The sequence below is a fragment of the Nocardioides sp. ChNu-99 genome (genome assembly GCF_029493445.1).
Classification (GTDB): domain Bacteria; phylum Actinomycetota; class Actinomycetes; order Propionibacteriales; family Nocardioidaceae; genus Nocardioides.
The window spans coordinates 145,852-172,281 of record NZ_JAHWBL010000002.1; the positions used below are offsets into that span (position 1 = coordinate 145,852).

Annotated in this window: 30 protein-coding genes; 15 read left to right on the forward strand and 15 right to left on the reverse strand. The window is 71.4% G+C overall.

Annotated features, from left to right (window positions below):
- Positions 1-3: 3 nt before the first annotated feature.
- The 11 genes from KK617_RS01665 (at position 4) to KK617_RS01715 (ending at position 12,727) form a co-directional block, all read left to right on the forward strand.
- Entirely contained in the window at positions 4-222 is a 219-nt protein-coding gene (locus tag KK617_RS01665) for a heavy-metal-associated domain-containing protein (protein WP_277497654.1), read from the forward strand.
- 362 nt (positions 223-584) lie between these two features.
- Positions 585-2,564 (forward strand): heavy metal translocating P-type ATPase, encoded by a 1,980-nt coding sequence (locus tag KK617_RS01670; RefSeq protein WP_277497655.1) that lies wholly within the window; start codon positions 585-587, stop codon positions 2,562-2,564.
- Between the two features lie 798 nt (positions 2,565-3,362).
- The gene (locus tag KK617_RS01675; RefSeq protein ID WP_277497656.1) at positions 3,363-5,291 is read left to right on the forward strand and encodes a cation-translocating P-type ATPase; all 1,929 of its coding nucleotides are present in this window, start codon (positions 3,363-3,365) and stop codon (positions 5,289-5,291) included.
- The gene (locus KK617_RS01680) at positions 5,288-5,548 is read left to right on the forward strand and encodes a hypothetical protein (RefSeq protein ID WP_277497658.1); all 261 of its coding nucleotides are present in this window, start codon (positions 5,288-5,290) and stop codon (positions 5,546-5,548) included. Before KK617_RS01675 ends, KK617_RS01680 begins: the two co-directional genes overlap by 4 nt.
- A 94-nt stretch (positions 5,549-5,642) precedes the next feature.
- Entirely contained in the window at positions 5,643-7,355 is a 1,713-nt protein-coding gene (locus tag KK617_RS01685) for a cytochrome c biogenesis protein ResB (protein WP_277497659.1), read from the forward strand.
- Positions 7,352-8,362, forward strand: a complete 1,011-nt coding sequence (gene ccsB / locus KK617_RS01690; protein WP_277497660.1) for a c-type cytochrome biogenesis protein CcsB — start codon at positions 7,352-7,354, stop codon at positions 8,360-8,362. The genes KK617_RS01685 and ccsB overlap by 4 nt, the downstream gene beginning before the upstream one ends.
- Before the next feature lie 4 nt (positions 8,363-8,366).
- Positions 8,367-8,555, forward strand: coding sequence for a hypothetical protein (locus KK617_RS01695; protein ID WP_277497661.1), 189 nt, complete (start codon positions 8,367-8,369; stop codon positions 8,553-8,555).
- Positions 8,552-9,220: a copper resistance CopC family protein gene (locus KK617_RS01700; protein WP_277497662.1), complete on the forward strand. Its 669-nt coding sequence runs from the start codon at positions 8,552-8,554 to the stop codon at positions 9,218-9,220. The genes KK617_RS01695 and KK617_RS01700 overlap by 4 nt, the downstream gene beginning before the upstream one ends.
- Positions 9,221-9,315: 95 nt before the next feature.
- Positions 9,316-11,370 carry a cytochrome c oxidase assembly protein gene (locus KK617_RS01705; protein ID WP_277497663.1) on the forward strand — a complete coding sequence of 685 codons (2,055 nt, stop codon included), beginning with the start codon at positions 9,316-9,318 and terminating at the stop codon, positions 11,368-11,370.
- Positions 11,367-11,753: a BlaI/MecI/CopY family transcriptional regulator gene (locus tag KK617_RS01710; RefSeq protein ID WP_277497664.1), complete on the forward strand. Its 387-nt coding sequence runs from the start codon at positions 11,367-11,369 to the stop codon at positions 11,751-11,753. Before KK617_RS01705 ends, KK617_RS01710 begins: the two co-directional genes overlap by 4 nt.
- Positions 11,750-12,727, forward strand: coding sequence for a M56 family metallopeptidase (locus KK617_RS01715; RefSeq protein ID WP_277497665.1), 978 nt, complete (start codon positions 11,750-11,752; stop codon positions 12,725-12,727). Before KK617_RS01710 ends, KK617_RS01715 begins: the two co-directional genes overlap by 4 nt.
- Before the next feature lie 34 nt (positions 12,728-12,761).
- On the opposite strand, the gene KK617_RS01720 is transcribed toward KK617_RS01715, so the two are convergent.
- The 11 genes from KK617_RS01720 to KK617_RS01770 all read right to left on the reverse strand — a co-directional run bounded on the left by KK617_RS01720 (position 12,762) and on the right by KK617_RS01770 (position 20,354).
- On the reverse strand, positions 12,762-13,319 hold the full coding sequence (locus tag KK617_RS01720; RefSeq protein ID WP_277497666.1) for a DUF3152 domain-containing protein: 558 nt from the start codon (positions 13,317-13,319) through the stop codon (positions 12,762-12,764).
- A gap of 340 nt (positions 13,320-13,659) precedes the next feature.
- The gene (locus KK617_RS01725; RefSeq protein ID WP_277497667.1) at positions 13,660-14,244 is read right to left on the reverse strand and encodes a TlpA disulfide reductase family protein; all 585 of its coding nucleotides are present in this window, start codon (positions 14,242-14,244) and stop codon (positions 13,660-13,662) included.
- 50 nt (positions 14,245-14,294) lie between these two features.
- Positions 14,295-15,119 (reverse strand): cytochrome c biogenesis protein CcdA, encoded by an 825-nt coding sequence (locus KK617_RS01730; protein ID WP_277497668.1) that lies wholly within the window; start codon positions 15,117-15,119, stop codon positions 14,295-14,297.
- A gap of 10 nt (positions 15,120-15,129) precedes the next feature.
- Complete coding sequence (locus KK617_RS01735; RefSeq protein WP_277497669.1) at positions 15,130-15,699, reverse strand: vitamin K epoxide reductase family protein; 570 nt, start codon at positions 15,697-15,699, stop codon at positions 15,130-15,132.
- Positions 15,700-15,733: 34 nt separating this feature from the next.
- On the reverse strand, positions 15,734-16,369 hold the full coding sequence (locus KK617_RS01740; protein WP_277497670.1) for a thioredoxin domain-containing protein: 636 nt from the start codon (positions 16,367-16,369) through the stop codon (positions 15,734-15,736).
- 647 nt (positions 16,370-17,016) lie between these two features.
- Complete coding sequence (locus KK617_RS01745; RefSeq protein ID WP_277497671.1) at positions 17,017-17,754, reverse strand: hypothetical protein; 738 nt, start codon at positions 17,752-17,754, stop codon at positions 17,017-17,019.
- A 33-nt stretch (positions 17,755-17,787) separates the two neighbouring features.
- Positions 17,788-18,066, reverse strand: coding sequence for a hypothetical protein (locus tag KK617_RS01750; RefSeq protein WP_277497672.1), 279 nt, complete (start codon positions 18,064-18,066; stop codon positions 17,788-17,790).
- Complete coding sequence (locus KK617_RS01755) at positions 18,063-18,416, reverse strand: transcriptional regulator (protein WP_277497673.1); 354 nt, start codon at positions 18,414-18,416, stop codon at positions 18,063-18,065. The genes KK617_RS01750 and KK617_RS01755 overlap by 4 nt, the downstream gene beginning before the upstream one ends.
- Before the next feature lie 105 nt (positions 18,417-18,521).
- A complete protein-coding gene (locus KK617_RS01760) occupies positions 18,522-18,812 on the reverse strand; it encodes a hypothetical protein (RefSeq protein ID WP_277497674.1) in 291 nt (96 codons plus the stop codon).
- 18 nt (positions 18,813-18,830) lie between these two features.
- A complete protein-coding gene (locus KK617_RS01765; protein ID WP_277497675.1) occupies positions 18,831-19,481 on the reverse strand; it encodes a M23 family metallopeptidase in 651 nt (216 codons plus the stop codon).
- Between the two features lie 285 nt (positions 19,482-19,766).
- Positions 19,767-20,354, reverse strand: a complete 588-nt coding sequence (locus KK617_RS01770; RefSeq protein WP_277497676.1) for a TetR family transcriptional regulator — start codon at positions 20,352-20,354, stop codon at positions 19,767-19,769.
- Between the two features lie 119 nt (positions 20,355-20,473).
- Between KK617_RS01770 and KK617_RS01775 the strand changes: the two genes are divergently transcribed.
- The 3 genes from KK617_RS01775 to KK617_RS01785 are packed head-to-tail and all read left to right on the forward strand — an operon-like array spanning position 20,474 to position 22,420.
- Positions 20,474-21,115, forward strand: coding sequence for a biotin transporter BioY (locus KK617_RS01775; RefSeq protein ID WP_277497677.1), 642 nt, complete (start codon positions 20,474-20,476; stop codon positions 21,113-21,115).
- A gap of 7 nt (positions 21,116-21,122) precedes the next feature.
- Entirely contained in the window at positions 21,123-21,812 is a 690-nt protein-coding gene (locus tag KK617_RS01780) for an ABC transporter ATP-binding protein (protein WP_277497678.1), read from the forward strand.
- A complete protein-coding gene (locus KK617_RS01785) occupies positions 21,809-22,420 on the forward strand; it encodes an energy-coupling factor transporter transmembrane protein EcfT (RefSeq protein ID WP_277497679.1) in 612 nt (203 codons plus the stop codon). Before KK617_RS01780 ends, KK617_RS01785 begins: the two co-directional genes overlap by 4 nt.
- A gap of 21 nt (positions 22,421-22,441) precedes the next feature.
- Here KK617_RS01785 and KK617_RS01790 read toward each other — a convergent pair whose 3' ends face one another.
- Positions 22,442-23,005, reverse strand: a complete 564-nt coding sequence (locus KK617_RS01790) for an NADPH-dependent FMN reductase (RefSeq protein ID WP_277497680.1) — start codon at positions 23,003-23,005, stop codon at positions 22,442-22,444.
- 115 nt (positions 23,006-23,120) lie between these two features.
- Here KK617_RS01790 and KK617_RS01795 point away from each other — a divergent pair, with 115 nt between their 5' ends.
- Complete coding sequence (locus tag KK617_RS01795) at positions 23,121-23,753, forward strand: TetR/AcrR family transcriptional regulator (RefSeq protein ID WP_277497681.1); 633 nt, start codon at positions 23,121-23,123, stop codon at positions 23,751-23,753.
- On the opposite strand, the gene KK617_RS01800 is transcribed toward KK617_RS01795, so the two are convergent.
- The 3 genes from KK617_RS01800 to KK617_RS01810 all read right to left on the reverse strand — a co-directional run.
- A complete protein-coding gene (locus KK617_RS01800) occupies positions 23,713-24,300 on the reverse strand; it encodes an NUDIX hydrolase family protein (protein ID WP_277497682.1) in 588 nt (195 codons plus the stop codon). The two genes, KK617_RS01795 and KK617_RS01800, sit on opposite strands and share 41 nt — an antisense overlap.
- Positions 24,301-24,325: 25 nt before the next feature.
- Entirely contained in the window at positions 24,326-25,957 is a 1,632-nt protein-coding gene (gene cimA / locus KK617_RS01805) for a citramalate synthase (RefSeq protein ID WP_277497683.1), read from the reverse strand.
- Between the two features lie 223 nt (positions 25,958-26,180).
- A partial coding sequence (locus KK617_RS01810) for a hypothetical protein (RefSeq protein WP_277497684.1) occupies positions 26,181-26,430 on the reverse strand: 250 nt, incomplete at its 5' end.

Below are 26,430 nucleotides of genomic sequence, written 5' to 3' on the forward strand. Positions count from 1 at the left end.
CTGATGGCTACTGCAACGTTCGACGTGGTTGGAATGACCTGCGGCCACTGTGAGGCATCCGTGCGCGAGGAGGTGTTGAGCATCGGTGACATCTCCGACGCCGTTGCAGATGCCTCTCAGGGCATTTTGGTCGTCACAACTGTGGACGTCGTCGGAGAGCAACTCGCGCGCGCCGTAGTCGCGGCCGTAGGCGAAGCGGGCTACACGGCGCAGCCCCGCTGAGTGAGCAGACCCGGGAGAGGGGCCTCGCCCGTGCCCGGGACCGCTCTTGGACCGTCCGCGGGCCGCCGGCCCGGCTCGAATCTCTTCTTCCCGCCTTCGGAAGGCTCACGATGTCCGACCAAGACCACGGACCCGACTGCCCTGTCAACACCCACGGGACTGGCCAAGAGGCCCAGCAACTGCAGTCGCAACTAGTTGAAAACAGCGATTCAGGTGCCCACCCGAGCCCTGGGCTGAGCCACCGAACTGCTGCGGTGGAGCACCCGCACGGTGGGCACGGTGGGCACGGTGGGCACGGTGGGCACGGTGGGCACGGTGGGCACGGCGGGCACGGCGGGCAATTCCGTCGGCTGTTCTGGATCATGCTGGCCTTGAGTGTCCCGGTGGTCGCGATGTCGCCGATGTTCTCGACGCTTGTCGGCTATGACCTGCCTGACCAGGACTGGGCGAGATGGGTTTCCCCCGTTGTGGGCTCGGTGGTCTACGTCTGGGGCGGGGGGCCCTTTCTGCGGGGCGCATTCGACGAGATCCGCGGCCGCAAGCCCGGGATGATGCTGTTGATCGCGCTCGCCATCACCGTCGCCTTCACTTCCTCCTGGGGCGCCAGCGTAGGTCTCGTGCACCAGGAGTTGGACTTCTGGTGGGAACTTGCCCTGCTGGTCGTCATCATGTTGCTGGGCCACTGGATTGAGATGCGCTCCCTGGCTCGCACCAACTCTGCGCTCGACTCATTAGCTGCCCTATTGCCGGACGAGGCGGAACGGGTTCAGGGCGAGCAAACCGTTCGGGTGCCGGCGGGTGAATTGCGCGTGGGCGATGTCGTCTTGGTCCGACCAGGCGGCAACGTCCCGGCCGATGGGCGGGTTGTTGAAGGTCGTGCCGAGATGGATGAGGCCATGATCACAGGCGAGTCTCGGACCGTGCTCCGCGCGACTGGTGACGCTGTCACGGCCGGCACGGTTGCTACGGACTCGGCCTTGAGGATCGTGGTCACCGCGATCGGGGACGACACCACCCTGGCCGGCATTCGGAGATTGGTCGAAGATGCCCAGAATTCGTCGTCTCGTGCGCAGCGCCTTGCAGATACCGCCGCAGCGTGGCTGTTCTGGTTCGCGCTGGGCTCAGCGCTTCTCACTGCGGTCACCTGGACGGTTCTCGGTCTTCCCGACGAGGGTGTCGTACGCACGATCACCGTGCTGGTGATCGCCTGTCCGCACGCGCTGGGCCTTGCAATCCCGTTGGTCGTGTCCATTGCTACCGAACGCGCTGCGCGAGGCGGGGTTCTCATCAAAGACCGCCTTGCTCTTGAGCAAATGCGCTCGATCGACGTGGTGCTGTTCGACAAGACCGGGACCCTCACCAAGGGCGAGCCCGCAGTCGTCGACGTCAGTTCGGACAATGCCGGGCTGAGCACGAATGAGTTGCTGGGCCTCGCAGCTGCGGTAGAGGTCGACAGTGAGCACCCGCTAGCGGGTGCGGTTGTTCGCGCCGCCCGCGACCGCGGAGCGCCCCTCTACCGAGCCAGTGGCTTCACATCCTCACCAGCTGTCGGCGTTCGCGCCGAGATCGAGGGCCACGAGTTCTGGGTCGGCGGGCCGCGGCTGCTGGAACAGCTCAGCCTGGAGGAGACCCCGGCAGCCGTCGCCTGGCGCCACGACGGAGCCACGGTCCTCCACCTCGTCCGCGACCAAACAGTTATTGGCTCACTACAACTGGCAGACGAGATCCGCCCTGAGTCCGCCCATGCGGTCAACGCACTTCGGCGCCGCGGCGTTGAAGTCGTCATGATCACCGGGGACGCAGAGGGGGTGGCACAAGCCGTCGCCAGCGAAGTTGGGATTCAACGTTACTTCGCTGGGGTCCGCCCCGAGGACAAGGCCGCCCTCGTGGCCACGTTGCAGCACGAAGGATCGCGGGTGGCGATGGTGGGCGATGGTGTGAATGACGCCCCAGCTCTAGCGAAGGCCGATGTTGGCATCGCCATCGGCGCGGGTACGGACGTGGCGGTCGCTTCCGCAGGCGTGATCCTCGCCAGCGACGATCCCCGCTCCGTGCTCTCCGTCATCGAGTTGTCGACGCAGTCCTACCGCAAGATGCGACAGAACCTCTGGTGGGCAGCTGGCTACAACCTGGGTGCAGTCCCCCTCGCTGCGGGGGTCTTGGCACCCGTTGGATTCGCGCTGCCAATGTCGGTTGGAGCGATACTGATGTCCGTCTCGACGGTCGTGGTGGCCCTCAACGCCCAGTTGCTGCGACGCCTCGATCTGCGTCCCGAAGCGCACGCCCAGGCCGGCGTCGTGCTTCGAGCTGATGCGGTACGGCAGCCAGGGCTGAACCCATGACGAGTGCCGCAAAGACACTTCTTGCCGCTGTCCTTCTCGTGACCACGGGCTGTGCGGGGTCACAAAGCACCGACTCCGAGCCCATCGCAATCACCCATCTCCACACCGCCGTCCGCGACCCAGTCGACGGTTCGCTGCTCTTGGCGACTCACCAGGGCTTGTACCGTAAACAAGCTGGCCGAGAGGGTGCTGATCTGGAGCTCGTCAGTCCCGTGATGGACCTGATGGGCTTCACCATGGGCCCAGAAGGCACCTATTACGCCTCCGGGCACCCCGTGATGGACCCCGCCTGTAGCGCGGTCACGGGGTGAGGGTGCGACCGGCGTTGTTGCGTAGCCAGGTCGAGGGGTCGTCCCCGCTGAACCCGCGACGCAGACGGCCCTCGCGGCTCGCGAGGACTTTGCTGCGGTGCCGCTCGAGCCCAGCGACCTGCGCCGCGTGGTGCGCTACCGCGCCGACGGGGAGCTGGCGCGACCGACCGAGGTTCACGGACGTCCTTCACTAGCGCTTCACTAGCGCCGTCACGGCGGTTTTCACAGGCCGCTCGTTTCTAGAGGGCGGACGGCTCAATCGAAACGGCTGTGCACGCACGGCCCAACGCCTTGTGCTGCGGGCGGTGCCCCGGGAGGGATCATCGAACGGGACGCTAAGCATCCCCGGGAGCGAGTAGCAAGACAGTCAGTGTCACTGAGAGCATCGGGAAATAAGACGTAAGTTTACATAAGGTAACTTATCGGCAAGCCGGGCATTCGTGATCGAGGGCTGCGCGCTCGGGTGTTGCTTGCAGGTGGTCGACGCATGAGCGACTTCTGCTGCGGGCCGGACGACGAGGCACCCGAGGACAACAAGACGGAGGGAGCGCCTCACGGGCACAACCTCCTGCCCCTGCTTACGCTCTCCCCCGGCGCCACCGAACGGTCCGGCGCGTCCGATGGCGCGCCGGATAGCTCCCTCGCCACCGCTCCCGCGGGGCACACCTTCGACGACGACTGCTGCGGCCCCTCGAGGCGGGCGGCCGACGCGCCCCTCAAGCTGGAGAGGTTCGCTCCGTGGTGGCGCGATCGGGCCCTCCTGCTGCCCGCGATCTCGGGGCTACTCCTCGCCCTGGGCCTCCTGGCCGACCACGTTGTCGACGCCGGCTCCTTCGCCCTGGCCCTGCACGCGACCGCGCTCGGGGTCGGCGGGTGGACGTTCGTGCCCGGAGCCCTGCGCCGACTACGGCGCGGGCGCCTCGGTGTCGGGCTGCTCATGACGATCGCCGCACTCGGGGCGGTCGCGCTGGGAAAGGTCGGCGAGGCCGCAGCACTAGCCTTCCTCTTCTCGATCGCCGAGGCGCTCGAAGAGCGGTCGATGGACCGGGCCCAGCACGGACTCCGCGCCCTGCTGACGCTCATCCCCGACACCGCCCGGGTGCGACGAGCCGATGCCGAGATCGACGTTCCGGCTGCCGAGCTGAGGATCGGCGACCTCTTGGTGGTCAGGGCCGGCGACCGGATCTCCACGGACGGCGTCGTCGTCGAGGGACGCTCGAGCCTCGACACCGCCGCGATCACCGGAGAGTCCATCCCCGTCCAGGTCGGTCCGGGTCAGACCTCACTGGCCGGCTCGGTCAACGGACAGGGGACGCTGCTGGTCCGCGCGGCCGCCGACGGCCGCGACAACTCCCTGACCCAGATCGTGCGACTGGTCGAGGAAGCGCACGCCCGCAAGGGTGATCGCGCCCGTCTGGCCGATCGCATCGCGCGGCCGCTGGTGCCCTCGATCCTCCTCCTCTCCACCCTGGTCGCCCTCGGCGGCCTGCTGCTCACCGATGAGCCGCTCGTGTGGGTCGAGCGGGCACTGGTCGTGCTCGTGGCAGCCTCGCCCTGCGCGATGGCGATCGCCGTGCCGGTGACCGTCATCTCGGCCATCGGGTCAGCGAGCCGTCTGGGCGTCATCATCAAGTCGGGCCACGCCTTCGAACAGCTCGGCACGATCCGAACCGTCGCGTTCGACAAGACCGGCACCCTCACCCGCAACCGTCCCGAGGTGGTGGACGTCCGCACGACTGCCGACTACAAGGAGGTCGACGTGCTGCGATGGGCCGCGGCGCTCGAGGCCACCAGCAGCCACCCGCTCGCCGAGGCCGTCGTCGCCGCCACCAAGGAGAGGGCTCGTGCGAGCGAGGTCAGCGAGATACCCGGGCGAGGCGTCACGGACTTCGTAGACGGCCACAGGGTTCGGATCGGCAGCCCTCGTTGGGTCGAACCCGGACCTCTGATGGTCGTCACCGACGAGCTCGCCGCGGGCGGGATGAGCGTGGTGGTCGTCGAGGTCGACGGGGCGGTCGCGGGCGCGATCGGCGTACGGGACGAGCTCAAGCCCGAGGCGGCGGAGGCCGTCTCGATGCTCCATGAGCGCGGCATCTCCACGATCATGCTCACCGGCGACAACCACCGCACGGCCCAGACTCTGGCGCAGCAGGTCGGGATCCTCGACGTCCGCTCGGAGCAGCTGCCGGCCGACAAGGTGGCCGCGATCGAAGCGTCCGCACGTCTCGGCCCGACGGCGATGATCGGTGACGGCATCAACGACGCACCGGCCCTCGCCTCGGCGAGCGTGGGCATCGCCATGGGGTGGCGGGGTCGGCGGCAGCGATCGAGTCCGCCGACGTGGCCTTCACCGGCACCGACCTTCGCCAGATTCCCCGCGCCCTGGACCACGCCCGGCGCGGCCGACGGATCATGACCGGGAACATCGTGATGGCACTGGCCATCATTGTGGTGCTCGTGCCCCTGGCGCTGCTGGGCGTGCTCGGACTGGCCGGTGTCGTGCTGGTCCACGAGCTCGCAGAGGTCCTGGTGATCCTCAACGGCGTCCGCGCATCCCGCGTACGTCGCGACCCCGACGAAGCCTCGTCCGACCTCCGCCGGAGCGCTCGACCCACGCCGGCACCGGGTGGCGAGCGCGGCGCGACGACGTCGGTCAGGGCAGGGGCAAACTAGGAGCGCGCTGAGGCACCTCCCTGCCCGCGCGAGATCTGGCCCACGAGCCGACCGGGAATGGAGTCTTTCTACTATCGCACATAGTATTTAGGCGATGCGCTCCGCGACCCCACCCCAGAGCACCCGAGGCCACGAGGCCCGAGCGGCCGCCCCGCGGCGTTCCGGGCCTGTGCGTTGGGGGTGGGGGCGATGGGTCTGGCGTCGGCTCACCGCGATGCGTACCGCCGTCATTCTGTTGGTCCTGCTTGCGGTCGCCGCCATTCCTGGTTCGGTGCTTCCCCAGCGCGGGGTGGCCAGCAACCCCGTGGCCGTGAACCGCTTCTACCTCAAGCACCCGGACCTGGCTCCGTGGCTGGACCGGATGTGGCTCTTCGAGGTGTACTCCGCTCCCTGGTTCGCCGCCATCTACGTCCTGCTGCTGATCTCGATGACCGGCTGCGTCATCCCCCGGTGCGCCACGCTGTGGCGGGAGTTCCGCAGCCCCCCACCGAAGGCACCTCGCCACCTCGCTCGCGAGTCCGACTTCCACGAATTCACGGTGGCCGACCCCGACCCCGACCCCGACCCCGACCCCGACCCCGACCCCGACCCGGCCGGCGCAGCGGGACCGCCCGTCTCCCGAGACGGCGCCGCCGCAGCCGCGCTCGACCGTGCCGAGGAGCACCTGCGGCGACGTGGTTTTGCCGTCGTACGAGCTCCCACCGAGGTCCGCGCCGAGAAGGGACGCGTCCGCGAGCTCGGCAACCTCGTCTTCCACCTCTCCCTGCTCATCCTGCTCGTCGGTGTCGCCGGTGGTCGACTGTTCGGCTACGAGGCCCGCGCCGCGGTCGTCGTGGGCGGCTCCTTCACTAACGTCGTGTCCTCCTACGACGCCTTCACCCCGGCACCCTGGATGGATCCCGAGGACCTGGAGCCGCTCAGCTTCACCCTTGACAGCTTCGACGCCGAGTTCGAGGCCGCTGGTGGCCGAGCCGGCGAACCGCGGGACTTCGACGCCCGGGTCACTTACACCACGACCGGGGGCGAAGGCACCGCTGAGGTGCGACCGAACCAACCCTTGGTCGTCAACGGCACCAAGTTTTTCCTCACCGGCCACGGCTACGCACCCCGGCTGACCGTGCGCGACAGCACCGGCGACGTCATCTCATCGGGCCCGACGATCTTCTTGCCCAACGACAGCGTCTTCACCTCCGACGGTGTCGTCAAGGCTCCCGACGCCCAGCCCGAAGGCCTCGCCCTGGAGGGCACCTTCTACCCCACCGCGGCTCCGGTCCAGGACGGGTTGGTCTCGGTGTTTCCCGACCAGCTGAACCCTCGGGTGGAGCTTGACGCCTGGACGGGCGACCTCGGACTCGACGACGGAGCCACCCAGTCGGTCTTCACCCTCGACAAGACGCGTCTGCGCGAGGTCAGGGAGGTCGACGGCACCGTGTGGAGCGCGACCCTTGCACCCGGCGAACAGGTCGCGCTGCCTGGTGGCGCGGGAACGGTGACGTTCAACGGCGTCACACGGTTCGCCAACTTCCAGGTCGCTCGCGACCCCGGCAAAGAGATCTCGTTGGTCGCCGCGATCCTCCTGATGGTCGGACTGACGGTCTCCCTCGCCGTTCCCCGACGTCGCATCTGGGTCCGCGAGAGCGCCGTCCACGAGACCCCCACGCTCGAGATCGCCGGCCGCGCACTCGCGCGCCGCGCGCTCCCCCCGGGAGAGATCGCACGGGTCGCGGCCGCCGCAGCGTCCCCCCCCGCGCACTCCCCCGCACCCCAGCCGAACGCCTCGCCTCCGCATTCTCAGGAGACCCCGTGAATTTCTTCCTCGACCTCGACGTGGCGCGCCTGTCCGACAGCCTCGTCGCCTCGGCCATGGCTGTGCTCGGGCTGGCCTTGCTGGCCTACGCCGCCGATCTGGCGCTCCGGCACCGCCGGACCAGGACCGAGCCCGCCACGGCAGCCGTGCTCGCCCCCGCCTCGATCGGGTCCTCCCACGACGTCCGCGCGGACGAGCACGCCGCACCCGAGACAGCCGCGGCCGACGACCCGAACCCGGTCGACGGCGCCTCGCGAGAACCGGAACGCATGACCGGACGCGCCGGCACGTCGCTGAGCGTGCTTGGTGTCGGCCTCCTGGTAGCAGCGGTGATCGCCCGCGGTTTCGCTGCTGAGCGCGCGCCCTGGGCGAACATGTACGAGTTCGCTCTCACCGGTTCCGCCTCCGTCGGAATCTTCTACCTGGCCTCGCTCCGCCAGGCCCCCGTCCGAGCCATGGGTGTGTGGGTCGTCGGACTCACGCTGCTGCTCCTCGGTCTGGGCACGACGGTCCTTTACACCCCGGTCGACGGGATCGTCCCGGTCCTGGACTCCTACTGGCTGGTCATCCACGTCGCTGCGGCGATCATCGCCGAAGGTCTCTTCACCGTCGGCTTCGTCGCCACCGCCGCACAGATGGTGCGCGCCCGCCGCCGCAGGTCGACCGACTCCCGTCCCCCGGCAGTCGATGGCGCGTCGGACGATCCCTTCGCCAAGGTTGCCCACAACGCCCACCTCGTGGCGTTCCCCATCTGGACTTTCGCCGTCCTCGCCGGGGCGATCTGGGCCGAGAACGCATGGGGCCGCTACTGGGGATGGGACCCGAAGGAGACCTGGGCGTTCATCACCTGGGTGCTCTACGCCGCCTATCTCCACGCCCAGGCCACCGACCGCCGCTGGGCACGCTCCGCGGGCTGGCTCGCCATCGCCGGGTTCCTCTCGTTCCTCTTCAACTTCTTCGGCGTCAACATTTGGCTGCCGGGCCTGCACTCCTACGCCGGAGTGTGAGGCGATGACCACCGCCGCCATGACCACCACCGCCATGACCAGCACCAGCAGGGAGGTCGCTATGCTGGCGCAGTACACCGGCGCAGCGAGCGAGGGCGGCTCGAGCCCCTGGGTCTCCACGCTCGTCCTCGGGATCTTCACCCTCGTCACGACCTTGGTCGTGCTCTACCTGATCGCGCGGGGCCAGAAGTGAGCCGTACCCCTCCCGCCACCCGGCGCCCGCCCCGGTTCCTCCCGACGGCCCTGCTCGCGACGCTTCTCGCCGCCACGGTGTCGTTCTTCCTCGCCTGCGCCGCTCCGACGCCGTCGTACGCCCACACCGATCTCGTCTCCTCCGACCCGGCCGACGGCGCGCAGCTCGAGCAGGCACCCCGAGAGGTCGCGCTGACGTTCAGCGAGGAGATGGATCCGGCGCTGAGCGCGGTGGTGCTCACCGTCGCCGACCGGGTCGCCGAACGTGTGACGGTCACCAGTGGTTCCTCGCCCACCGTCGTGCTCGCCTCGCTGCCCGAGGTCGAGCTCCCGGCCGGGCGCCCGGCGACCGGAGCGCCGGCAGAGACACCACCCCAGTGGCGCGTCGACTACCGCGTCGTGTCCCGCGACGGGCACCCCGTGGCCGGATCCATCACTTTCACTTCACCCGTGCACGCACCTGCGGCCGCGCCGCCGACCGCCGGCACGCCGGCGCCGACGGACGCCGAGGGGCCGGACGGGCCGGCGGCGACATCGACCCCGGCCAACAACGCCGACGGCAGCGGCAGCGGCAGCGGCTGGCGGGGTCCCGCACTGGTCCTCGGGCTGGCATCGCTGCTCCTCGCCGCCGGAGCCGGTGCGGTCGTGCGCCGCGTCCGACGGTGACGGCGCCACCCGAGCCCTCATCGCGGCCGGTGCCTTCCACCGAGGGCGGGCCCCGGCTCGCCGCCCCGGTCGACCGATCGAAGGCCGTCGTGTCAGTGGGTCTGCTGCTCCCGGCCGTCGGCGTCGGTGTCGCCCTGGTCGCGCTTGGGCTCACCGGCGGGCTCGCGCCGCTCGGCATCGTGGGACTTCCTGATCCGGGTTGGCTCACGCGCCTCGGTCTTCCCGCGGTGCAGGTCCTCCGGGACCTCGCCGCGATGGTCACTGTCGGTGCCCTCGCGATGGCCGCCTGGTGTCTTCCCGGGAAGAAGAGTGAGCGAGGACGAGGGCTCAGCACCACGCAGTCGCGCCTGGTCGGGCTGGCCCAGGCGACCGCCTCGGCCTGGGCGATCGCCGATGCGACCCTGGTGGTGCTCGTGTATTCCGACGTGGTCGGCGAACCCCCGGGAGCCCCGGGATTCTGGAACCAGGCGCTCTTCTTCGCAACCGGCATCGAGCTCGGTCAGTACCTGACGTGGGGCACGGCGGCCGCAGTGGTCGTCGCCGTGGGATGCGCGCTCGTCAGGACGACGGGCTCGCTCGGATTCGTCACGCTCGTCGCGCTGGCCGCGCTCTGGCCGATGGCACTGACCGGGCACGCAGTAGGGACACTCGGTCACGACGAAGCGGTCAACCTGCAGATGCTGCACCTGGTCGGGACGGCGGTCTGGCTCGGGGGGCTCGTCGGACTCGTCATCGCCCGGCGGTTCATCGACCGCGCGGACCTCGTCGCGGTCGTGCGTCACTACTCCACCCTCGCGGGCACCTGCCTCGCACTGGTCACGCTTTCCGGCCTTCTCGGTGCCGTCTTGAGGCTGCGCCAGTGGGACGGGTTCTTGTCGTCCTACGGAGTCGTCCTCGGCCTCAAGCTCGCCGCCGTGACGGCGTTGGCGGTGGCCGGCTGGTGGCAGCGGACACGACTCATCGCCCAGCTCGCGGCCGGGTGTGACCGAGCCTTCGTCCGTGTGGTCCTCCTCGAGGTGGCGGTCCTGGCTGCGGCCGCAGGCCTCGGGGTGGCGCTGGCTCGCACGGCCCCACCCCCACCCCCCGGCTCGGACCAGCCCCTGACGACTGCGCAGTCGCTGCTCGGCACCGACATCCCGCCGCCGTTGGACGCGGCACGCTGGTTCACGGGTTGGAGCCTGGACTCGCTCTTCGGCCCGCTCGCCGTGCTCGCCGTCGTCGGCTACCTGGCCGGGGTCCTCCGGCTTCGACGACGAGGCGACGCGTGGCCGGTGCTGCGCACCCTGAGCTGGATCGTGGGCTGCCTGCTCTTCTTGTGGGCCACCAACGGCGCCCCCGGGACGTACGGCCGAGTCCTCTTCAGCATGCACATGGTGCAGCACATGACCATCGCCACGGCCGTGCCGGTGTTTCTCGTCCTGGGCACCCCGGTGACGCTCGCGCTCCGCGCGCTGCGCCGCCGTACTGACGGCTCCATGGGTGCGCGGGAGTGGCTGCTGCGGCTGGTGCACTCCTGGCCGCTCCATGTCGTCGGGCACCCCGTCGTCGCTGCCGGCCTCTTCATCACCGGGATCGTCGGCTTCTACTACTCCTCGGCCTTCGAGACCTCCCTGGAGTCACACACCGCGCACATCCTCATGGTGGTCCACTTCCTGGCCTCGGGATACCTCTTCGCCGAGTGCATCGTCGGCGCAGACCCCGGCCTGCGCCGGCCGCCGTACCCGTTCCGGGTGCTCCTCGTCATGGTCACCTTTGGGTTCCACGCGCTCTTCTCGGTGTCCCTCATGGCCAGCACGAGCGTCCTAGCCCAGACCTGGTACGCGCTCGTGAAGCCACTTTGGGGCGAGTCGTTGGCCGATGACCAGTACCTCGGTGCCTCGCTGGGCTGGGGGCTGGGCGAGTACCCCCTGGCGGTGATGGCCGTCGCACTGATGATCTCCTGGGCACAGGCCGATCGACGCGAACGCCGGCGCTTCGATCGCAGCGAGGACCGCGGCGGCGGCAGCGAGCTGGCGACCTACAACGAGCACCTGATGCGACTCGCCGCTACCATTCCCGACAACCCGGAACGTCCGCGCAGGCTCGATGCCCTGACACAAGCGGACCCCGACCCACCTTCGGGAACCCAGCGAGAGGACGACGCAGGATGAAGCAGCTCGGGCAGCTCGAGGCCGAGGTCATGGAGCTGCTGTGGAAAAGCGAGAGCCGGCTGTCCGTCCACGACGTCCGAGACAACCTGACGCGTCCCCTGGCCTACACGACCGTGATGACCGTGCTCGACAACCTGCACACCAAGAACCTCGTCGGTCGCGAGAAGCAGGGGCGTGCCTTCGTCTACTCCCCCACCCGCAGCCATGAGGAGCACACCGCAGAGCTGCTCGGCAACGTTCTCGAGGGCAGCAACGATCGAGGTGCCGCGCTGATGCACTTTGTCGGGCAGTTGACGCCCGACGAGGTAGCCCAGCTCCAGGCTGCGGTTACGCAGGCCGATCCCGTCGGCAGGTCGACCGACCCGAGGGACGGCTCCGCATGATCGCCGCCGCCGTCCTCCTGACCTACGCGGCACTGGCCGCCAGCGTTGGGGCTAGGACGCTGAGGCGCTGGGTGTGGCTTCAGCGCCACCCCCGCTGGGGAATCCTGGCCTGGCAGACCCTCGGGCTCACCGTGCTCCTGGCGGGCCTGCTCTCCGCGGTGTCCCTCGCGCTCCCGTTCCTGTCGCTCCGCTTCCCCCTCGCCGACGTCATCGGCGTTCCCCCGATCGCTCTCGTCGAGCACTACGCGACTCCGCTGGACCCGTGGCCCGGTCTCATCGCCCTCACCGCCGTGGGAGTCCTCCTCGCCCTTACGACCGTGCGCCTCGTCCGCGACGCACGCGGGCTCACGTCAGAACGGCGGGCTCAACGCGACCAGCTCATGCTCGTCGGCCGTCGCCATCCTGACGGGTTCATCGTGGTGGACCACGACACGCCGGTGGCCTACTGCCTGCCTCGCTCGGCGCGCGGCGGCGCGCCCGCGGTCGTCGTGTCCAGCGGCGCCGTCGACCTGCTGACCGTCGAGGAGCGCTACCTCGTCCTCGCCCACGAAGCCCGTCACCTCGCTGGCCGCCACCACCTCGCACTGACCGTCGCAGGCACCCTGGCGCGGACCTTCGAGCGGATCAAGGTGTTCCCCACGGCACTCGAGCAGATCACCGTGCTCGCCGAGATGGACGCCGACGACGCGGCTCGCACCCCTCGAGAACGACGCGCGCTCGCCAGCGCGCTGGTCACCCTGGGCTGCGGAGCACGCCCTCAGGCCGCCCTCGGCGCCGGAGACACCGCGGCCCTGCAACGAGTACGTCGCCTGGTCGCGACCGAGGTAGCACCTCGCCTCAACCTGGGGCAGGGAGCGCTGGTCGGCCTCGTCGCCTCGACCATCCTTGCGATACCGCTCTCGATCGCGATGGCCCCGGCGATCGAGACGGCCGTTCGCCAGTGCTGCTCGCTCTCGGTCCGACCCGCCAGCTGAACGACCAGCCGCCGGACTCCCGGCGGCTGGTCGTTCAGCCGGTGGTCGGCCACGGGTTGCGCACGCATCCGTCCAGCCCGTAGGTCTGCTGCTGCATCACCGGGGCCGGCTGTCCAGGGGCCGGGCAGCTGACGTGCGGCTCACCCAGAGCGTGACCGACCTCGTGGTTGACCAAGTACCGACGATAGTCCGCGAGATGACCCTCGTAGTCGGGCACACCACCAGTCCATCGCCGCGCGTTGAGAACGACAAGACCACCGTTGCGGCACGAGACCTCTCCGCCCGTCCGTAGAGGGGCGCACAGGCGGTCCGTGGTGTCCGGACTCGCTACTACGATCCGGACGTCCGCGTCTCGTGCGACCCGCACAAAGTCGGCGTCGCGTTCGGCCGCCCAGCCCCGCTCGTCGCCGAGCACGGCATCGATCGCCACGGCTGCCGGTTCCGCACCGAGGGGAAGGCCCACCTCGACCTCGACGGTGTAGTGCACGGTTCGCCGGCCGGGCCCCCGATCGCCGGACACCTCGAGCGACGGCGTGCCGCCCGGAATCGAGGCGACCGCGAACCTGCCCGTGGCGGCTCGAGGGATCTCCACGGCCGTAGAGGGGTCGCCAGGAGGACCTCCCGTGCCGGGTGCGGGCACCGTCGGCGACCGCTCCGACAGAGGGTCGCCCAGCTGCCCCTGACCGGGCCCCTCGACATCGGACGCACCTGCGTCAGCTGCGTCGGCGGGGTCGGGCGCACCTGACGTGGCAACAGCAGGGCCAGAGTCGCTGAGTCTCGCTTCGCGGCCGAACGGAGCGACTGCGACGGCGCCGACCACCAGGACGCAGCAGGCAGACGCCGCGACGACGGGCACGAAGGCATCGCCGCCTCGACGCGCTTGACGACGGCCGTGGCGGTCAGCGCGGTGTCGAGCCCCGGTCCGGGGCGTCTCATTCCGCCAGCGCGTCATCGAGAAGGCCTCGCAGGGTGGACTCGTCGACGGCCCCGAGTACCCGGGCGGCCACCCGGCCCTCGCCGTCGAGCACGAGGGTCACGGGGACCGCCGAGGTCCGCAGGGCCGACCCGAACTTCAGCAGGAGCGCAGCGCTCTCCTCGGGCACGACGCTGTCGTAGGGGATGCCGTACGAGCGCTCGAACGCTCGGGCCGCATCGGCGTTGTCGCGCACGTTCAGTCCGAGGAAGACGACCTGGTCGGCGTACTCGGTGGCGACCTGGGCCAGCACCGGCGCCTCCACCCGGCACGGTCCGCACCAGGACCCCCACACGTTGACCACGGCGACACCGGCCCTCAGGTCGACGTCGGTGACCTCGTCACCACCCAGGGTGCTCGCCCGGAACTCACCGACCTGCTCCCGCTCTGCGGGCTCGTACTGCTGAACGAGATCTCGCGCTGCGCCCCCGGAGCCGGCCGGCCCGGTAGAGACCTCCACCGCGTTCAGTCGCTGGTAGGCCACTACGACCAGCACCAGCACCACGAGCGCGGCCCCCCACGCCCACCACCGGCGCCGGTTCACCGGAGGCCCAGGCGCCTCGGAAGGGCTCGGCGATCGCTCGCCCGGGCCGGTCACAGCGGCGCCTGCCAACCGGCGACGACCACCTGCAGGCTCGCCACGAGGCTCGCCCAAAGGCCAGAGACCTGCAGCACGCCGACTCCGACAAGCATGAGGCCGCCGACCCTGGTCAGCGTGACCGTGCGGGCGCGCGCCCACGCGAACACTTGCAGGGACCGGGTCAGGAAGATCGCGGCGAGCACGAACGGGATCCCCAGCCCGATGGCGTACGACATCGTGAGCAACGCCCCCCGACCGGCCGTCGAGGTCGTCGTGGCCAGCGTCAGCACCGCGGCCAGCGCAGGCCCGATGCACGGCGTCCACCCGATGCCGAAGACCGCCCCGAGGAGCGGAGCGCCGGCCAGGCCGACCCTCGGCGTGACCCGTGGCCGGACCGTCCGCTGCAGACCCGGCAGACGGCCCGCGAGCCCCATGAAGAGCACGCCGAACGTGATCGTGACTCCGCCGGCCACGCGCACGATGGTGTCCTGGTGCTGGATGAACCGCGCGCCCACCGCCCCGAAGAGAGCGCCGTAGCTGGTGAAGACGACCGCGAATCCGAGGACGAAGAGACATGCGCCGATCACCGTCCGAGAACGCTGACGACGCGGCGTCACCGCCGGGGCGGCGATGTCGGTCCCCCCGGTCCCCCGGGCGCCGCCGACCGGACCAGTCGGCGAGGCTGCCTCGGCGCCGGCCATGCCCGCGACGTAAGAGAGGTAGCCCGGGACCAACGGCAGCGAGCACGGCGTGAAGAACGACAGCAGGCCAGCCAGGAGAGCGACCGGCACGGCCAGGAGAAGGGAGGCATCGAGGATGACGCCCTGAGCCTCGGTCACAACGCGCGCCTCATAGCAGTCTCGACCAGTAGGACCAGAACCGGACGCCGATGAGGGTCAGCACGACGAGGTAGGCCGCCAGCAGCACCGGAGCCCGCCAGGCGTGGAGCGCCGCGACACCTCGATGCTCGACGATCCTGTGTCCGAACACCCCGGCACGCATGTTGCGCAGCGTCACGAACCAGAACGTCGGCAGCACCACGGCCCACACGACCATGCAGTAGGGGCACAGCGCCCCGATCCGGTAGAGGCTCTGGAAGATCAGCCACCCGACGAAGACCAATCCCAGGGTCACGCCGGCCTGGAGACCGCCCCAGTACCACCGAGCCAGGCCGGCGCCGCCCAGCAACGCCGCGCCGGTCGCGAGGACGACGGGAAACGCGGCCACTCCGATCACCGGGTTGGGAAAACCCAGCAGCGACGCCTGGGCCGACTCCATCACCGACCCGCAGCTCAGGACCGGGTTGATGCTGCAGCTGGGAACGTATCCCGAGTCCTCGGCCAGCCGGATCCGCTCGACGAGGAGGACTGCAGCCGCCACCAGCCCAACGGTTCCGGCAGCCAGCAGCCACCACGCCAACGGGCGATCCGCGGGCCGTCGGCTGGTCGGTGCTTCACTCACCGAGCGCTCTGTCGAGTGCGTCGGCGAGGTCCTGCACGGTCTCGGGCTGGACCAGTCGACCGTCGATGTAGAAGGTCGGCGTCCCCGAGACGTTCAGGCTGTGGCCGTCCTCGACGTCGGCCTGCACCCGGTCGGCGACCTCGGCGGAGGCGTAGTCGGCGTCGTACTGCGCCATGTCCAGGCCGAGGTCCACCGCGTAGCTGCGGAAGAGATCGTCCAGCGGCGCGCTCCCCTCACCCCACGACGCCTGGGTCTCGAACATGGTCTGGTACATCGCCTCGAACTCGCCCTGCCGGGCAGCCGACTCGACCGCTCGGGCGGCGCGCTCGGAGTTGAAGTGGCCCGGCAGCGGGAAGTAGCGCGCCACGAAGGTCACTCGGCCGGCGTACTCCTCGCGGAGCTGCTCCACGACCGGGTAGGCCGCACCGCACGACTCGCACTCGAAGTCGAGGAACTCGACGAAGGTCACGCCCGATGACCCCTCCTCACCGAGGATCCTGCTGTCGGCGCGGACGAGGGGTGACTCGCTGACGGTGTCGTCGACGGTCTCGGTCGGCGTCTCTCCCCCTCCGGTCAGCGAGACGATGGCGACGGCAGCGACGATCAACGCCACGACCGCCCCGATCACCAACGAGATCCTTGTCTGCAAGTTCAACGCCCGTACCTCCGCATCGCAAGCCCGCATCTACTATCAGACATAGTAATACTGGCCATGTGACGCTGCGGGAATCCGCGTTTCAACCCTAGGCTCGGGTCGGCGCCCCGCTGCGGCGGGTTGGTGGTGGCAGCACAGGCCGCATGGCTTGTGGGGCGCGACGCTCCTTAGGTACGTGGGTGACGACCGCGGTCATTACGCCGGTCGTGTCAGCACCTGTGCAGGGTTGGTTGGTCGCCGTCCCCTTCGTCCTCCGATTCGCGGGCGACACCACTCCGCTGCCGGCAGGCGTCCATGGCGCCGCCACACTCCTCGTGCTCGGGGTTCTGGCCGGCCATCTCCTCGCCGTGCTACTTCTCGTCGGTGTCGTCCGATGGGCATCCCAAGCAAGTTCATCGAGCCCCGACGGCAGGTGTGAAGACGCGGATCGCACTCGGTAGGCGGGGATGTTGTCCAGCCATAGCCCCCGGAGCGGAACCGGGTTTACGAACCGGCTCGGAGGCTAGAAGAGCGCGGGCTGATCGGCATCGGGGTCGCCAGCTCGCCGCACCTCCTCGAGCCCGGCTCCGCGCTGCAACGCTTCCCTGAAGGCCCGAGCACGCCGGTAGAAGCCCCGGACATCACGCAGCGGGCTCCCGATGCGGTGGGCGTCGCGTCGCCCATTCCTGACCGTTCGACAGGGCGTCTCCGACCTGTAGGTCATTGACGTTCACGCACAGCGGGTTGTCGCATCGGTGGGTCAGCATCGGCGCCGCCTCAAGCGCCGCTCGGCCGTGCGCGAGCGCGTAGGCGAAGCGGTGGGCGACCACCACATGGTCGCTGCCATCGGCCTTCGATCGCACCCAGAACCGGCCGTGACCGTGACCGGAGATCGCGCCGACCCACCAGGCGCATGACGACCCCGGGATGAGCACGACGTGCGACCAGAACCGGCGCGCAACCCGGTCGTCACCTGACACCGCTTCGTTGACCTCGAAGTCGGTCGGCGTGGCCGCCGGTTGCGACTGTCCCGGGCTGGGGGCGGCTTGTCGTGCCGGTGCGCTCACGTTAGCGCTGCCGCGGTCCAGCAGCGCGCCGACCTGCGGATACGAACTCGGACTCGGCGGGAGCACCCGTTGCTGCCCCGCAGCGGAGGCGAGGCGTTCGGCGAGCACGTCGAGTCGGGTGGCGGTGCTGCGCATCCGAGTAGCCGTCGCGTGGGCGGCGCTGGCCACCAACTGGCGGGCTCGCGAGCGGTCGGTGTTCCGGACCCGTGACGCCGTGACCTTCCCCGTGCTGACGGTTACCGCACGAGCGGGCTGATCGTCGCTTCGGTCGACGTCCCGGGCGGCGGCGTCGCGGGCGGTCCCGTCGGTCATCCGACCGGCTCTATGTCTCGCTGGCTTCGCGGGTCACCTGCAAGCGTGCGAACTGCGGTGCACGGCGCTCCACGGTGGCGGTGTAACGCGCTCATGCAGGCCGGTGACGGCCTGGTCGACCGCGGTTGAGAACGCCTCGACATCCTGGCGGGCGGTGAATAGATCGACGTCCTGGATGGGGCGGATGCTGATGCCGTGCTCGAGGATCGCCCCGGCGCCCGCGAGGGCGAAGTCGTCGCTCGCGATCGCGGACAGGACTGCATGGGAGACCTCACAGCGGAAGGCGCGGGTCGCGTCGTCCTCAGGGGTCACGGCGGGTCGTCGTTCTTGTCGTAGGCGTCGGTACTGGCCAGGAGCGGGAATCGCTCCTCCCAGCCCGTGCGCACCCGCTGGGGCAGCACCAGGTCGTCCCACAGCGCCACCAGCCGGTCACTGTTGAGCAGGCTGCGTTGGATCTCGACGGTGCCCTCGACCACCGCGGCGCCGTAGACCATGCGCTCCACCGCGGGGTTGGCCAGGTCCATCGCCCGGGGGTTGGGCGACCAGATCACCCAGAGGAGCACTTCGACCATGGTCCCTACGGGCCCGCGAAGCTCGTCGAGGTCGGCGGGCACGTCGAACGGCTTCACGTCGCCGAACAGCACACGCTGCGTCACCGCCACCACCCCCTTCTCTCCGTCGATCCGCTGGCCTGCTGCCCAGGGTAGGCGCCGGGCGGCGCGACCGCACTCGACTGAACCCCGACCGACCTTGCTCGCCCTCGTCGGTCAGCAATTTCCGATGAGGACGCGCATGAGCAGCGCGGCCGCCCCCAGCGCGGCGGAGACCCCCATGATCCAGCGCGCCAGGCGCGGTACGGGTTCATCGTCGAGGAATCTGAGGTCGTCGCGGCGTGCGAGGAGGTGGAGCAGCAGGCCGAGCACTAGGCCGATCACCGCCAGGATCACGACGACGTCGAGCGCTCCGACGAGCCTGTCGACGATGGGAGTCGGCGGCAGGCACGCGGGCGGATCGACGATCGGGGGTTGGGCGGTGGTCTGATCGTTGAGCCGGTTCATGCGGCTTGTTTGGCGCGGTCATGGGGTGAGGGTGCGGCCGGCGTTGTTGCGTAGCCAGGTCGAGGGGTTGATGTTGTCGGCGTAGATGGAGCCGTTGGTGGGGTGGACCTCGAAGTGCAGGTGGCAGCCGGTGCTGTTGCCGAGGGACCCGACGTAGCCCACGATCTGCCCGGACTGGACCTGGTCGCCGTCGGCGAAGTCGGCGGCGGCCATGTGGGAGTACCAGGTGGTGAGGGCGCCGGGTCCGGTCTCGATCTTGATGAAGTTCGGGCCGGCCCAGCCGCTCTGTGAGGGGTCGGTGCGCACGACGCCGGCGTGGGCGGCGTAGACCGGCTCACCGCAGGGCAGGGAGAAGTCGGCGCCGGTGTGGGCGCGGGCCCAGTTGCCGCCGGAGTTGCCCCAGTTCTGCCGGTCGATCGAGACCCCGTTGGCGACCGGGTAGGTCACCTCACCGGGTGGGACGTTGAGCCCGGAGCAGGGCTGGCCGGCCTCGAGGACCTCGACGCCGGCGTCGGTCATCTGGGTGATGAGGTCGACCGCGTCGTCCCACAGCGGGGCGTAATGGAAGGGGTCGGCGTTGCGTTGGGTCTTGTGCGCCGCGAGCGTGGGTTCCATGGTCTCCCAGCCCTCGACGCGCAGCAGGGCCTCGTAGAAGTTGATCGAGGACATGCGGGGTCCATCCGCTCCTCGTAGCTGCCCCAGGCGCCGTTGGCGCGCTGCTGGAAGAGCCCGCGGGAGTCCGGGCCGGCGTTGTCGCCGTAGTCGATGACCTTGAGGCTGGACTCGCCCATCGCGGTCATGACCGCGATGGCCTGGGCACGCGCCGGTACGGGGATCTCCTCACCGGCGACGATGATCGCCGCGGCGTTGGCGACCTGCTCGGGGTCCCATCGTTCGATCCCGCCGGTGGGGACGTTGCTGAACTCACCGCGGTGTTGCTGGCGCCCGCCCCTCCTACCGCGCCCCGACCCGCGCGCGGAGCCCGTCGAGCACGATGCCGAGGCCGACGGCGAAGTCGCCGCCGGAGCGGGGGGCGTCGTCGATGGCGCCGGCGCTCGCCGCCTGGAGGTGGGTCTGCTCGGCGACGACGTGGCCGAGCACGAAGTGCAGCAGCGTGCGCGCCCCGATCTCGGCCAGCCCCTCGTCCACCTCGCCGAGCCCCTCGGCCCGGCCGGCGCGCAGCGCGGCGAGGAGCGCGTCGTACGGCGCGGTGGCCCCGGTGCCGAAGGCGTACGCCGTCGCCACGACCTCGCCCCCGTCGCGGTAGGCGAGCACCGCGTCCCGCACCCACCCGCACACGGCGGCGACCTGCGCGTCCCAGGGGGCGGCGAGGTCGGGCTCGAAGCGCGCCCGGGCGAGGATCTCGTCGGCGACGGCGGCGAGCAGCGCCTGCTTGCTCGGGAAGTGGTGGTAGAGCGCGCTCGGCCGCACGCCCAGCTCGGCGCCCAGGCGGCGCATCGACAGGTCGCCGAGCCCGTAGCGGTCGAGCACGTCGACGGCGCGGGCGACGACGTCGGGGCGGTGGTACCGCACGAGCGCCACGACTCCTCCTCGCGGGGCCCGGCAGGCGGACCCCGATTGACCGACCGGGACTCCGACCCTAACCTGAACGCCGTTCACCTGACCACCGGTCAGGTCCGGATCCCCCAGGAGCACCCCGCATGAGCACCCCCTCCCGCACCGGCCGCCCGCGCCGCTCGACCGGCACCGACATCGCGCTCGTCGCCGGCTTCGCCGCCCTCATCGCGATCTGCGCCATCCTCCCGGCGATCAAGCTCGCCGGACCGGTCCCCATCACGCTGCAGACCTTCGGCGTGCTGCTCGCCGGCGCCGTCCTCGGCGCGCGCCGCGGCTTCCTGGCCGTCCTGCTGTACGTCGCGGCCGGCGCGGTCGGCCTGCCCGTCTTCTCCGGCGGCGCCTCCGGGCTCGGGGTCATCGTCGGCCCCTCCGGCGGCTACCTCCTCGGCTTCGCCCTGGCCGCCGGCCTGTGCGGGTTCATCGTCGAGCGCCTCCCCCGCCGCGCCGTCGCGGCGCCCGGCTACTTCGCCGCCGGCCTGTTCAGCAGCGCCGTCTTCATCCACACGCTCGGCATGGCCGGCCTGGTCGTCAACGCCGACCTCACCTGGGCCGCGGCCTTCGACGTCGACAAGGTCTTCTGGATCGGGGACGTGCTGAAGAACGTCGCCATGGCCGTCGTGGCCTTCTCCGTGCACCGGGCCTTCCCCGACCTCCTGCCCCGGCGTGGGGACGGCACGGCCGCCGGGCGCGCGGCCGCCGCACCCGCCGGCACCCCGGCCGGCTGACCACCCCTTGGGTCACATCCGGATCGAGGACGTCGTCGTCCGGGCCGACACGGCCGACGGCGACGTCCTCGTGCTCGACCGCACGACGCTCGACCTCACCGAGCGGCGCGTCGCGCTGGTCGGGCCCAACGGCTCGGGCAAGTCGACGCTCGCCCGGCTCCTCAACGGCCTCGTCGAGCCGACCGCCGGGCGCGTCGTCGTCGACGGGGTCGACGTCGCCGAGGACGGTGCGGCGGTACGGCGGCGCGTCGGCTTCGTCTTCACCGACCCCTCCGCGCAGCTCGTCATGCCCACCGCGCTCGAGGACGTGGCGCTCTCGCTGCGCCGTACCCACCGCGACAAGGCGCGCCGGCGGGCCGCGGCCCAGGACGTGCTGGAGCGGTTCGGCCTCGGGGAGCTCGCGGACCGCAGCGTCCACGCCCTCTCGGGCGGGCAGCGCCAGCTGCTGGCGCTCGCGGGCGTGCTGGCCACCGACCCCGCCGTGCTCGTGGCCGACGAGCCGACCACCCTGCTCGACCTGCGCAACGCACGCCTCGTCGGCGACCTGCTCCTCGGGCTCGAGCAGCAGCTCGTGCTCGTGACGCACGACCTCGAGCTGGCGGCGCGGTGCGAGCGGGCGCTGCTCGTCGACGGCGGCCGCGTCGTGGCGGACGGGCCGGCCGCCGACGTCGTCGACCACTACCGGGCCACGGCGTGACCACCCTGCCGCTGGGCGCCTACCGCCCCGGGCGCACGTGGCTGCACCGGCTCCCGGCCGGTGCGAAGCTGCTCGCCCTCCTCGTGACCGCGGTGGTCGTCACCCTCGTCCGCGGACCGGCGAGCGCCGTCGTGTTCGTGGCCCTGACGGTGGGCCTGGTCGCCTGGTCGGGCGCCCCCCTGCGCCGCACGCTGCGTTCCCTGCGGGGGTTCGCGCTCGTCGCGGTGGCGCTGACGGCGTACCAGGTGTGGACCCGGGGCTGGGCGCCCGCCGTGGAGACGGTCGGCGACCTGCTCGGCATGATCCTGCTCGCGACCGTGCTGACGACGACGACCGCGGTCGACGACCTCATCGACGTCGTCACCCGCGTCCTCGGCCCGCTGCGCCCGCTCGGGGTGGACCCCGCCCGGGTCGGGCTCGCCTTCTCGCTGATGATCCGCGCCCTGCCGACGACCCTGGAGATCGCCCTGCAGACCCGGGACGCGGCACGGGCCCGGGGACTCCAGCGGAGTCCCCGGGCCCTGCTGGTCCCGATGGTCGTGCGCGTGGTCGCCGGCGCCCGGGCGACGGGCGACGCGCTGCACGCGCGCGGGCTGGGCGACGACTGAGTCGCCCCCCGCTGCCCCGGCTCAGGCCGCGACGGTCTCGCCCTCGTGGGCCACGAGCTCGGTGAGCACGGCGAGCGCGTCGGTCACGAGCTGCTCGTCGCCGCTGAGGTCCATCGAGGTCGGCGTGGCCGACAGGCCCTTCTCGAGGGCGACGCCGCCGGCGATGCCGACCGACTTGCGGGCCTCGTCGTGGGCCCACACGCCGCCGAAGCGGCCGAAGGAGGCGCCGACCACGGCGACGGGCTTGCCCTTGAGGGCGCCGGCCGCGTAGGGGCGCGAGCCCCAGTCGATGACGTTGGCGAGCACGGCGGGCATGCGGCCGTTGTACTCGGGCGTGACGAACAGGACGCGGTCCGCGGCGGCGATGGCGTCGCGGACGCGCTCCACGGCCTCGGGGGCGCCGGCGGCGTCGACGTCGTCGTCGTAGAACGGCAGGTCGCCCAGACCCTCGACGATCTCCACCTCGACGCCCTCGGGCGCGCGGTCGCGGAGCAGCTCGGCCAGGCGGCGGTTGACGGAACCGGTGCGGACGCTGCCGACGAGGGCGGCGACGCGGACCGGGGTGGCGGGGACGGTGCTGGTCATGGGTTCTCCTCGGGGAGGGGCGGGTGGGCCGTGGTCACGACTCGAAACGGACCTCGGTCCGAATCCATTCCCGGACCATAGTCCGTTTCTCCGCCGATCGTCTACCCTCGTCCCCGTGACGCCGACCTCGTCCCCCGTGCCGCTGCCCCTCGCGGACGCCCCGCGCGTGCGCGCCGACGCGGCCCGCAACCGGGACGCCGTGTTGTGCGCCGCCGTGCGCCTGGTGGGGGACCTGGGCGCCGACGCCGTGACGATGGACCGGGTCGCCGCCGAGGCGTGCGTCGGCAAGGGCACGATCTTCCGGCGCTTCGGCAGCCGCGCCGGGCTCATGGCGGCCGTCCTCGACGGCTCCGAGACCGGCTTCCAGGAGCGGGTCATCAGCGGCCCGCCGCCCCTGGGACCGGGCGCGGACCCGCTGGAGCGCCTGCTCGCCTTCGGGCCCGAGCGCCTGCGGCAGAACCTGCTCCACGGCGCCCTGCTCGAGGCGGCCGCGGCGCCCCACGGGCGCTCGCTGGCGGCGTACTCCTTCGGGGTGCTGCACGTGCGCTACCTGCTCGCCGAGATCGGCGTCGCGGGGGACCTGCCGCTGCTCGCCTCCGCGCTGCTCGCGCCCCTCGAGGTCCCGGTGGTGCGGGCGCAGGTCGAGGTGCAGGGACTGCCCGTCGAGCGCCTGAGCGCCGCGTGGACGGACCTGGCCCGCCGCGTGGTCAGGCCGGGAGCGCCCCGAGGTGGGCCAGCGCCTGCTTGACGAGCAGCCCGCGGCCGCCCTCCATGTCGGCGAGCACCTCGGGCTCGAGCGCCTCCTCCGGCGTGAGCCACGTGAGCTCCAGGGCGTCCTGGCGCGGCTGGCAGTCCCCCGTCACGGGCACGACGTACACCAGCGCGACCGCGTGCTGCCGCGGGTCGTGCAGCGGGGTGACGCCGGGCAGCGGCAGGTACTCCGCCACCGTGAAGGGCACCGGGTTCGCCGGCAGCTGCGGGAAGGCGGCGGGGCCGAGGTCCTTCTCCAGGTTGCGCAGCAGCGCGCGGCGCACCGACTCGCCCAGCAGCACGCGGCCCGACACGAGGCTCCGGGTCATCCGGCCGTCGACCGAGCCGCGCAGGAGCACGCCGAGGCGCTCGACCTGCCCGAGGTGGTCGACCCGCACGGGGACGGCCTCGACGTAGAGGATCGGCACGCGCCCGCGGGACTCCGCGAGGGCCTCCTGCGACAGCCACCCCGGTGCCGCCTGAGCGTCGACGCCGAAGACGCCGGTGGGCTCGCGCTCGGGTTCGTGGGCACCGAAGAGGGTCATGCGCTCATCCTGCCAGCCCGCCCCTTCACGCGCCCCGCCGGTGCAGCCCGAAGGTGACGCCGTCGAGCAGCGCTCCCCAGGACGCCTCGACCACGTTGGCGCCCACCCCGACCGTGACCCACGACGACTCGCCGTCGCTGGTCTCGATGAGCACGCGGGTGATGGCGTCGGTGCCGTGGCCCTGGTCGAGGATGCGCACCTTGTAGTCGATGAGCTGGAACTTCGCGACCTCCGGGTAGGCCTGGCCGATGGCCGCGCGCAGCGCCTGGTCGAGCGCGTTGACCGGGCCGTTGCCCTCCCCCGTCACGACGATGCGGGTGCCGCCGGCGTGCAGCTTCACGGTGGCCTCGGACAGCGCCTCGCCCCCCGAGCGGCTCTCGGTGATGACGCGCCACGACTCCACCTCGACGTAGGCGGGGCGCGCGCCCGTCAGCTCCTCCACGAGCATGAGCTCGAAGGAGGCGTCGGCCGCCTCGAAGGTGTGGCCGCGGGCCTCGAGCACCTTGACCCGCTCGGTGATGCGGGAGACCAGCTCCTTGCCCTCCGGGCTGTCGACGGCCAGGTCGTAGCCCAGCTCGCGGCCCTTCAGCTCGACGGTCGCGCGGCCCGCCATGTCGGAGACGAGCAGGCGCATGTCGTTGCCGACGCCCGCCGGGTCCATGTGCTGGTAGAGGTCCGGGTCGACCTTGATGGCGCTGGCGTGCAGCCCGGCCTTGTGCGCGAAGGCCGACGTGCCGACGTACGGCTGGCGCGACGCGGGCGGGAAGTTGGTCACCTCGGCGACCGCGTGGGCGATGCGCGTGGCCTCGGCGAGCGCGCCCGGGGGCAGCACCGGCCGGCCGAGCTTGAGCTCCAGCGCCGCGACGACGGCGACGAGGTCGGCGTTGCCGGTGCGCTCGCCGTACCCGTTGAGGCAGCCCTGCACGTGCGTGGCGCCCGCCTCGACCGCCGCGACCGAGTTGGCGACCGCGCAGCCGGTGTCGTTGTGGGCGTGGATGCCGACGCGCCCGCCCGTGGTGGCGACGACGTCGGCGACGACCTCGCCCACCCACCGGGGCAGCATGCCGCCGTTGGTGTCGCACAGGGCGACGAGCTCCGCGCCGGCCTCGTACGCCGCGCCGAGCACGTCGAGGGCGTAGGACCGGTCGGACCGGAAGCCGTCGAAGAAGTGCTCCGCGTCGACGAAGACCTCCAGGCCCTCCGCGCGCAGGTGGGAGACCGTGTCGCGCACCATCGCCAGGTTCTCCGCCGGCGTGGTGCGCAGCGCGAGCTCGACGTGGCGGTCGTGCGACTTCGCGACGAGGCACGCGGTGCGGGCGCCGGAGTCGCGCAGCGCGGCGACCAGCGGGTCGTCGGCGGCGGCCGTGCCGGGACGCCGGGTCGAGCCGAAGGCCGCCAGCCGGGCGTGGCTGAGGTCGAGCTCCGTGCGGGCCCGACGGAAGAACTCGGTGTCCTTCGGGTTCGCGCCCGGCCACCCGCCCTCGACGTACCCCACCCCCAGCTCGTCCAGCAGCCGCGCGATCGCGAGCTTGTCGGCGACCGAGAGGTTGAGCCCCTCCTGCTGCGCGCCGTCGCGCAGCGTCGTGTCGTAGACGTGGAAGGCGCCCTGGAGGTCGAGCGGGGCGGGGGCGGCGGGTGCTGCGGCGGGGGTGGTCATGGTGCGTCCTTCGGGGGTACGGCGGGAGTACGGCGGACCGGGGCGCGCGCGACGGACGACCGGGGTGCGGGCACAAAAAAACCTCTCGGGTCAGGAGAGGTCGGCGCGCCCGGTGGTCCGGGGCGCGCTAGGTAATGACGATCGTCGACGTGGCCACCTGCGGAGTGTGGCACGGAACGCCGGGCCGGGCGAGGGCCTCCCGCCAGGTGGGCGGACGGGCGGCTCAGCGGCCCGGCAGCACGGCGTCCAGCAGGTCGGACCCCAAGCTCGCGGGCGAGGATCCCCACTGCGCGTCCTCCTGCTGGACGAGCGTCCCCAGGCCGGCGACGAGCGCGCCCAGCAGCAGCGCGGCGACCACCCAGGCGAGGGCGACGTCGGCGACCGGGCGCACGGCGGCGGCCAGCGGTCCCCGCACCCGCGCGCCGCCCGGCCCGGTCCACACCCCGAGCGCGAGCGCGGCGCCCGCGGCGGCG

Coding starts and splice junctions, on each gene's coding strand:
- KK617_RS01800 (WP_277497682.1), bottom strand. CDS start 24,300: ATGACCCTCTTCGGTGCCCACGAACCCGAGCGCGAGCCCACCGGCGTC.
- KK617_RS01695 (WP_277497661.1), top strand. CDS start 8,367: ATGACCACCGCCGCCATGACCACCACCGCCATGACCAGCACCAGCAGG.
- cimA (WP_277497683.1), bottom strand. CDS start 25,957: ATGACCACCCCCGCCGCAGCACCCGCCGCCCCCGCCCCGCTCGACCTC.
- KK617_RS01665 (WP_277497654.1), top strand. CDS start 4: ATGGCTACTGCAACGTTCGACGTGGTTGGAATGACCTGCGGCCACTGT.
- KK617_RS01775 (WP_277497677.1), top strand. CDS start 20,474: ATGAGCACCCCCTCCCGCACCGGCCGCCCGCGCCGCTCGACCGGCACC.
- KK617_RS01765 (WP_277497675.1), bottom strand. CDS start 19,481: ATGTCCTCGATCAACTTCTACGAGGCCCTGCTGCGCGTCGAGGGCTGG.
- KK617_RS01685 (WP_277497659.1), top strand. CDS start 5,643: ATGCGCTCCGCGACCCCACCCCAGAGCACCCGAGGCCACGAGGCCCGA.
- KK617_RS01790 (WP_277497680.1), bottom strand. CDS start 23,005: ATGACCAGCACCGTCCCCGCCACCCCGGTCCGCGTCGCCGCCCTCGTC.
- KK617_RS01675 (WP_277497656.1), top strand. CDS start 3,363: ATGAGCGACTTCTGCTGCGGGCCGGACGACGAGGCACCCGAGGACAAC.
- KK617_RS01680 (WP_277497658.1), top strand. CDS start 5,288: ATGACCGGGAACATCGTGATGGCACTGGCCATCATTGTGGTGCTCGTG.
- KK617_RS01760 (WP_277497674.1), bottom strand. CDS start 18,812: ATGAACCGGCTCAACGATCAGACCACCGCCCAACCCCCGATCGTCGAT.
- KK617_RS01670 (WP_277497655.1), top strand. CDS start 585: ATGCTGGCCTTGAGTGTCCCGGTGGTCGCGATGTCGCCGATGTTCTCG.
- KK617_RS01715 (WP_277497665.1), top strand. CDS start 11,750: ATGATCGCCGCCGCCGTCCTCCTGACCTACGCGGCACTGGCCGCCAGC.
- KK617_RS01710 (WP_277497664.1), top strand. CDS start 11,367: ATGAAGCAGCTCGGGCAGCTCGAGGCCGAGGTCATGGAGCTGCTGTGG.
- KK617_RS01745 (WP_277497671.1), bottom strand. CDS start 17,754: ATGACCGACGGGACCGCCCGCGACGCCGCCGCCCGGGACGTCGACCGA.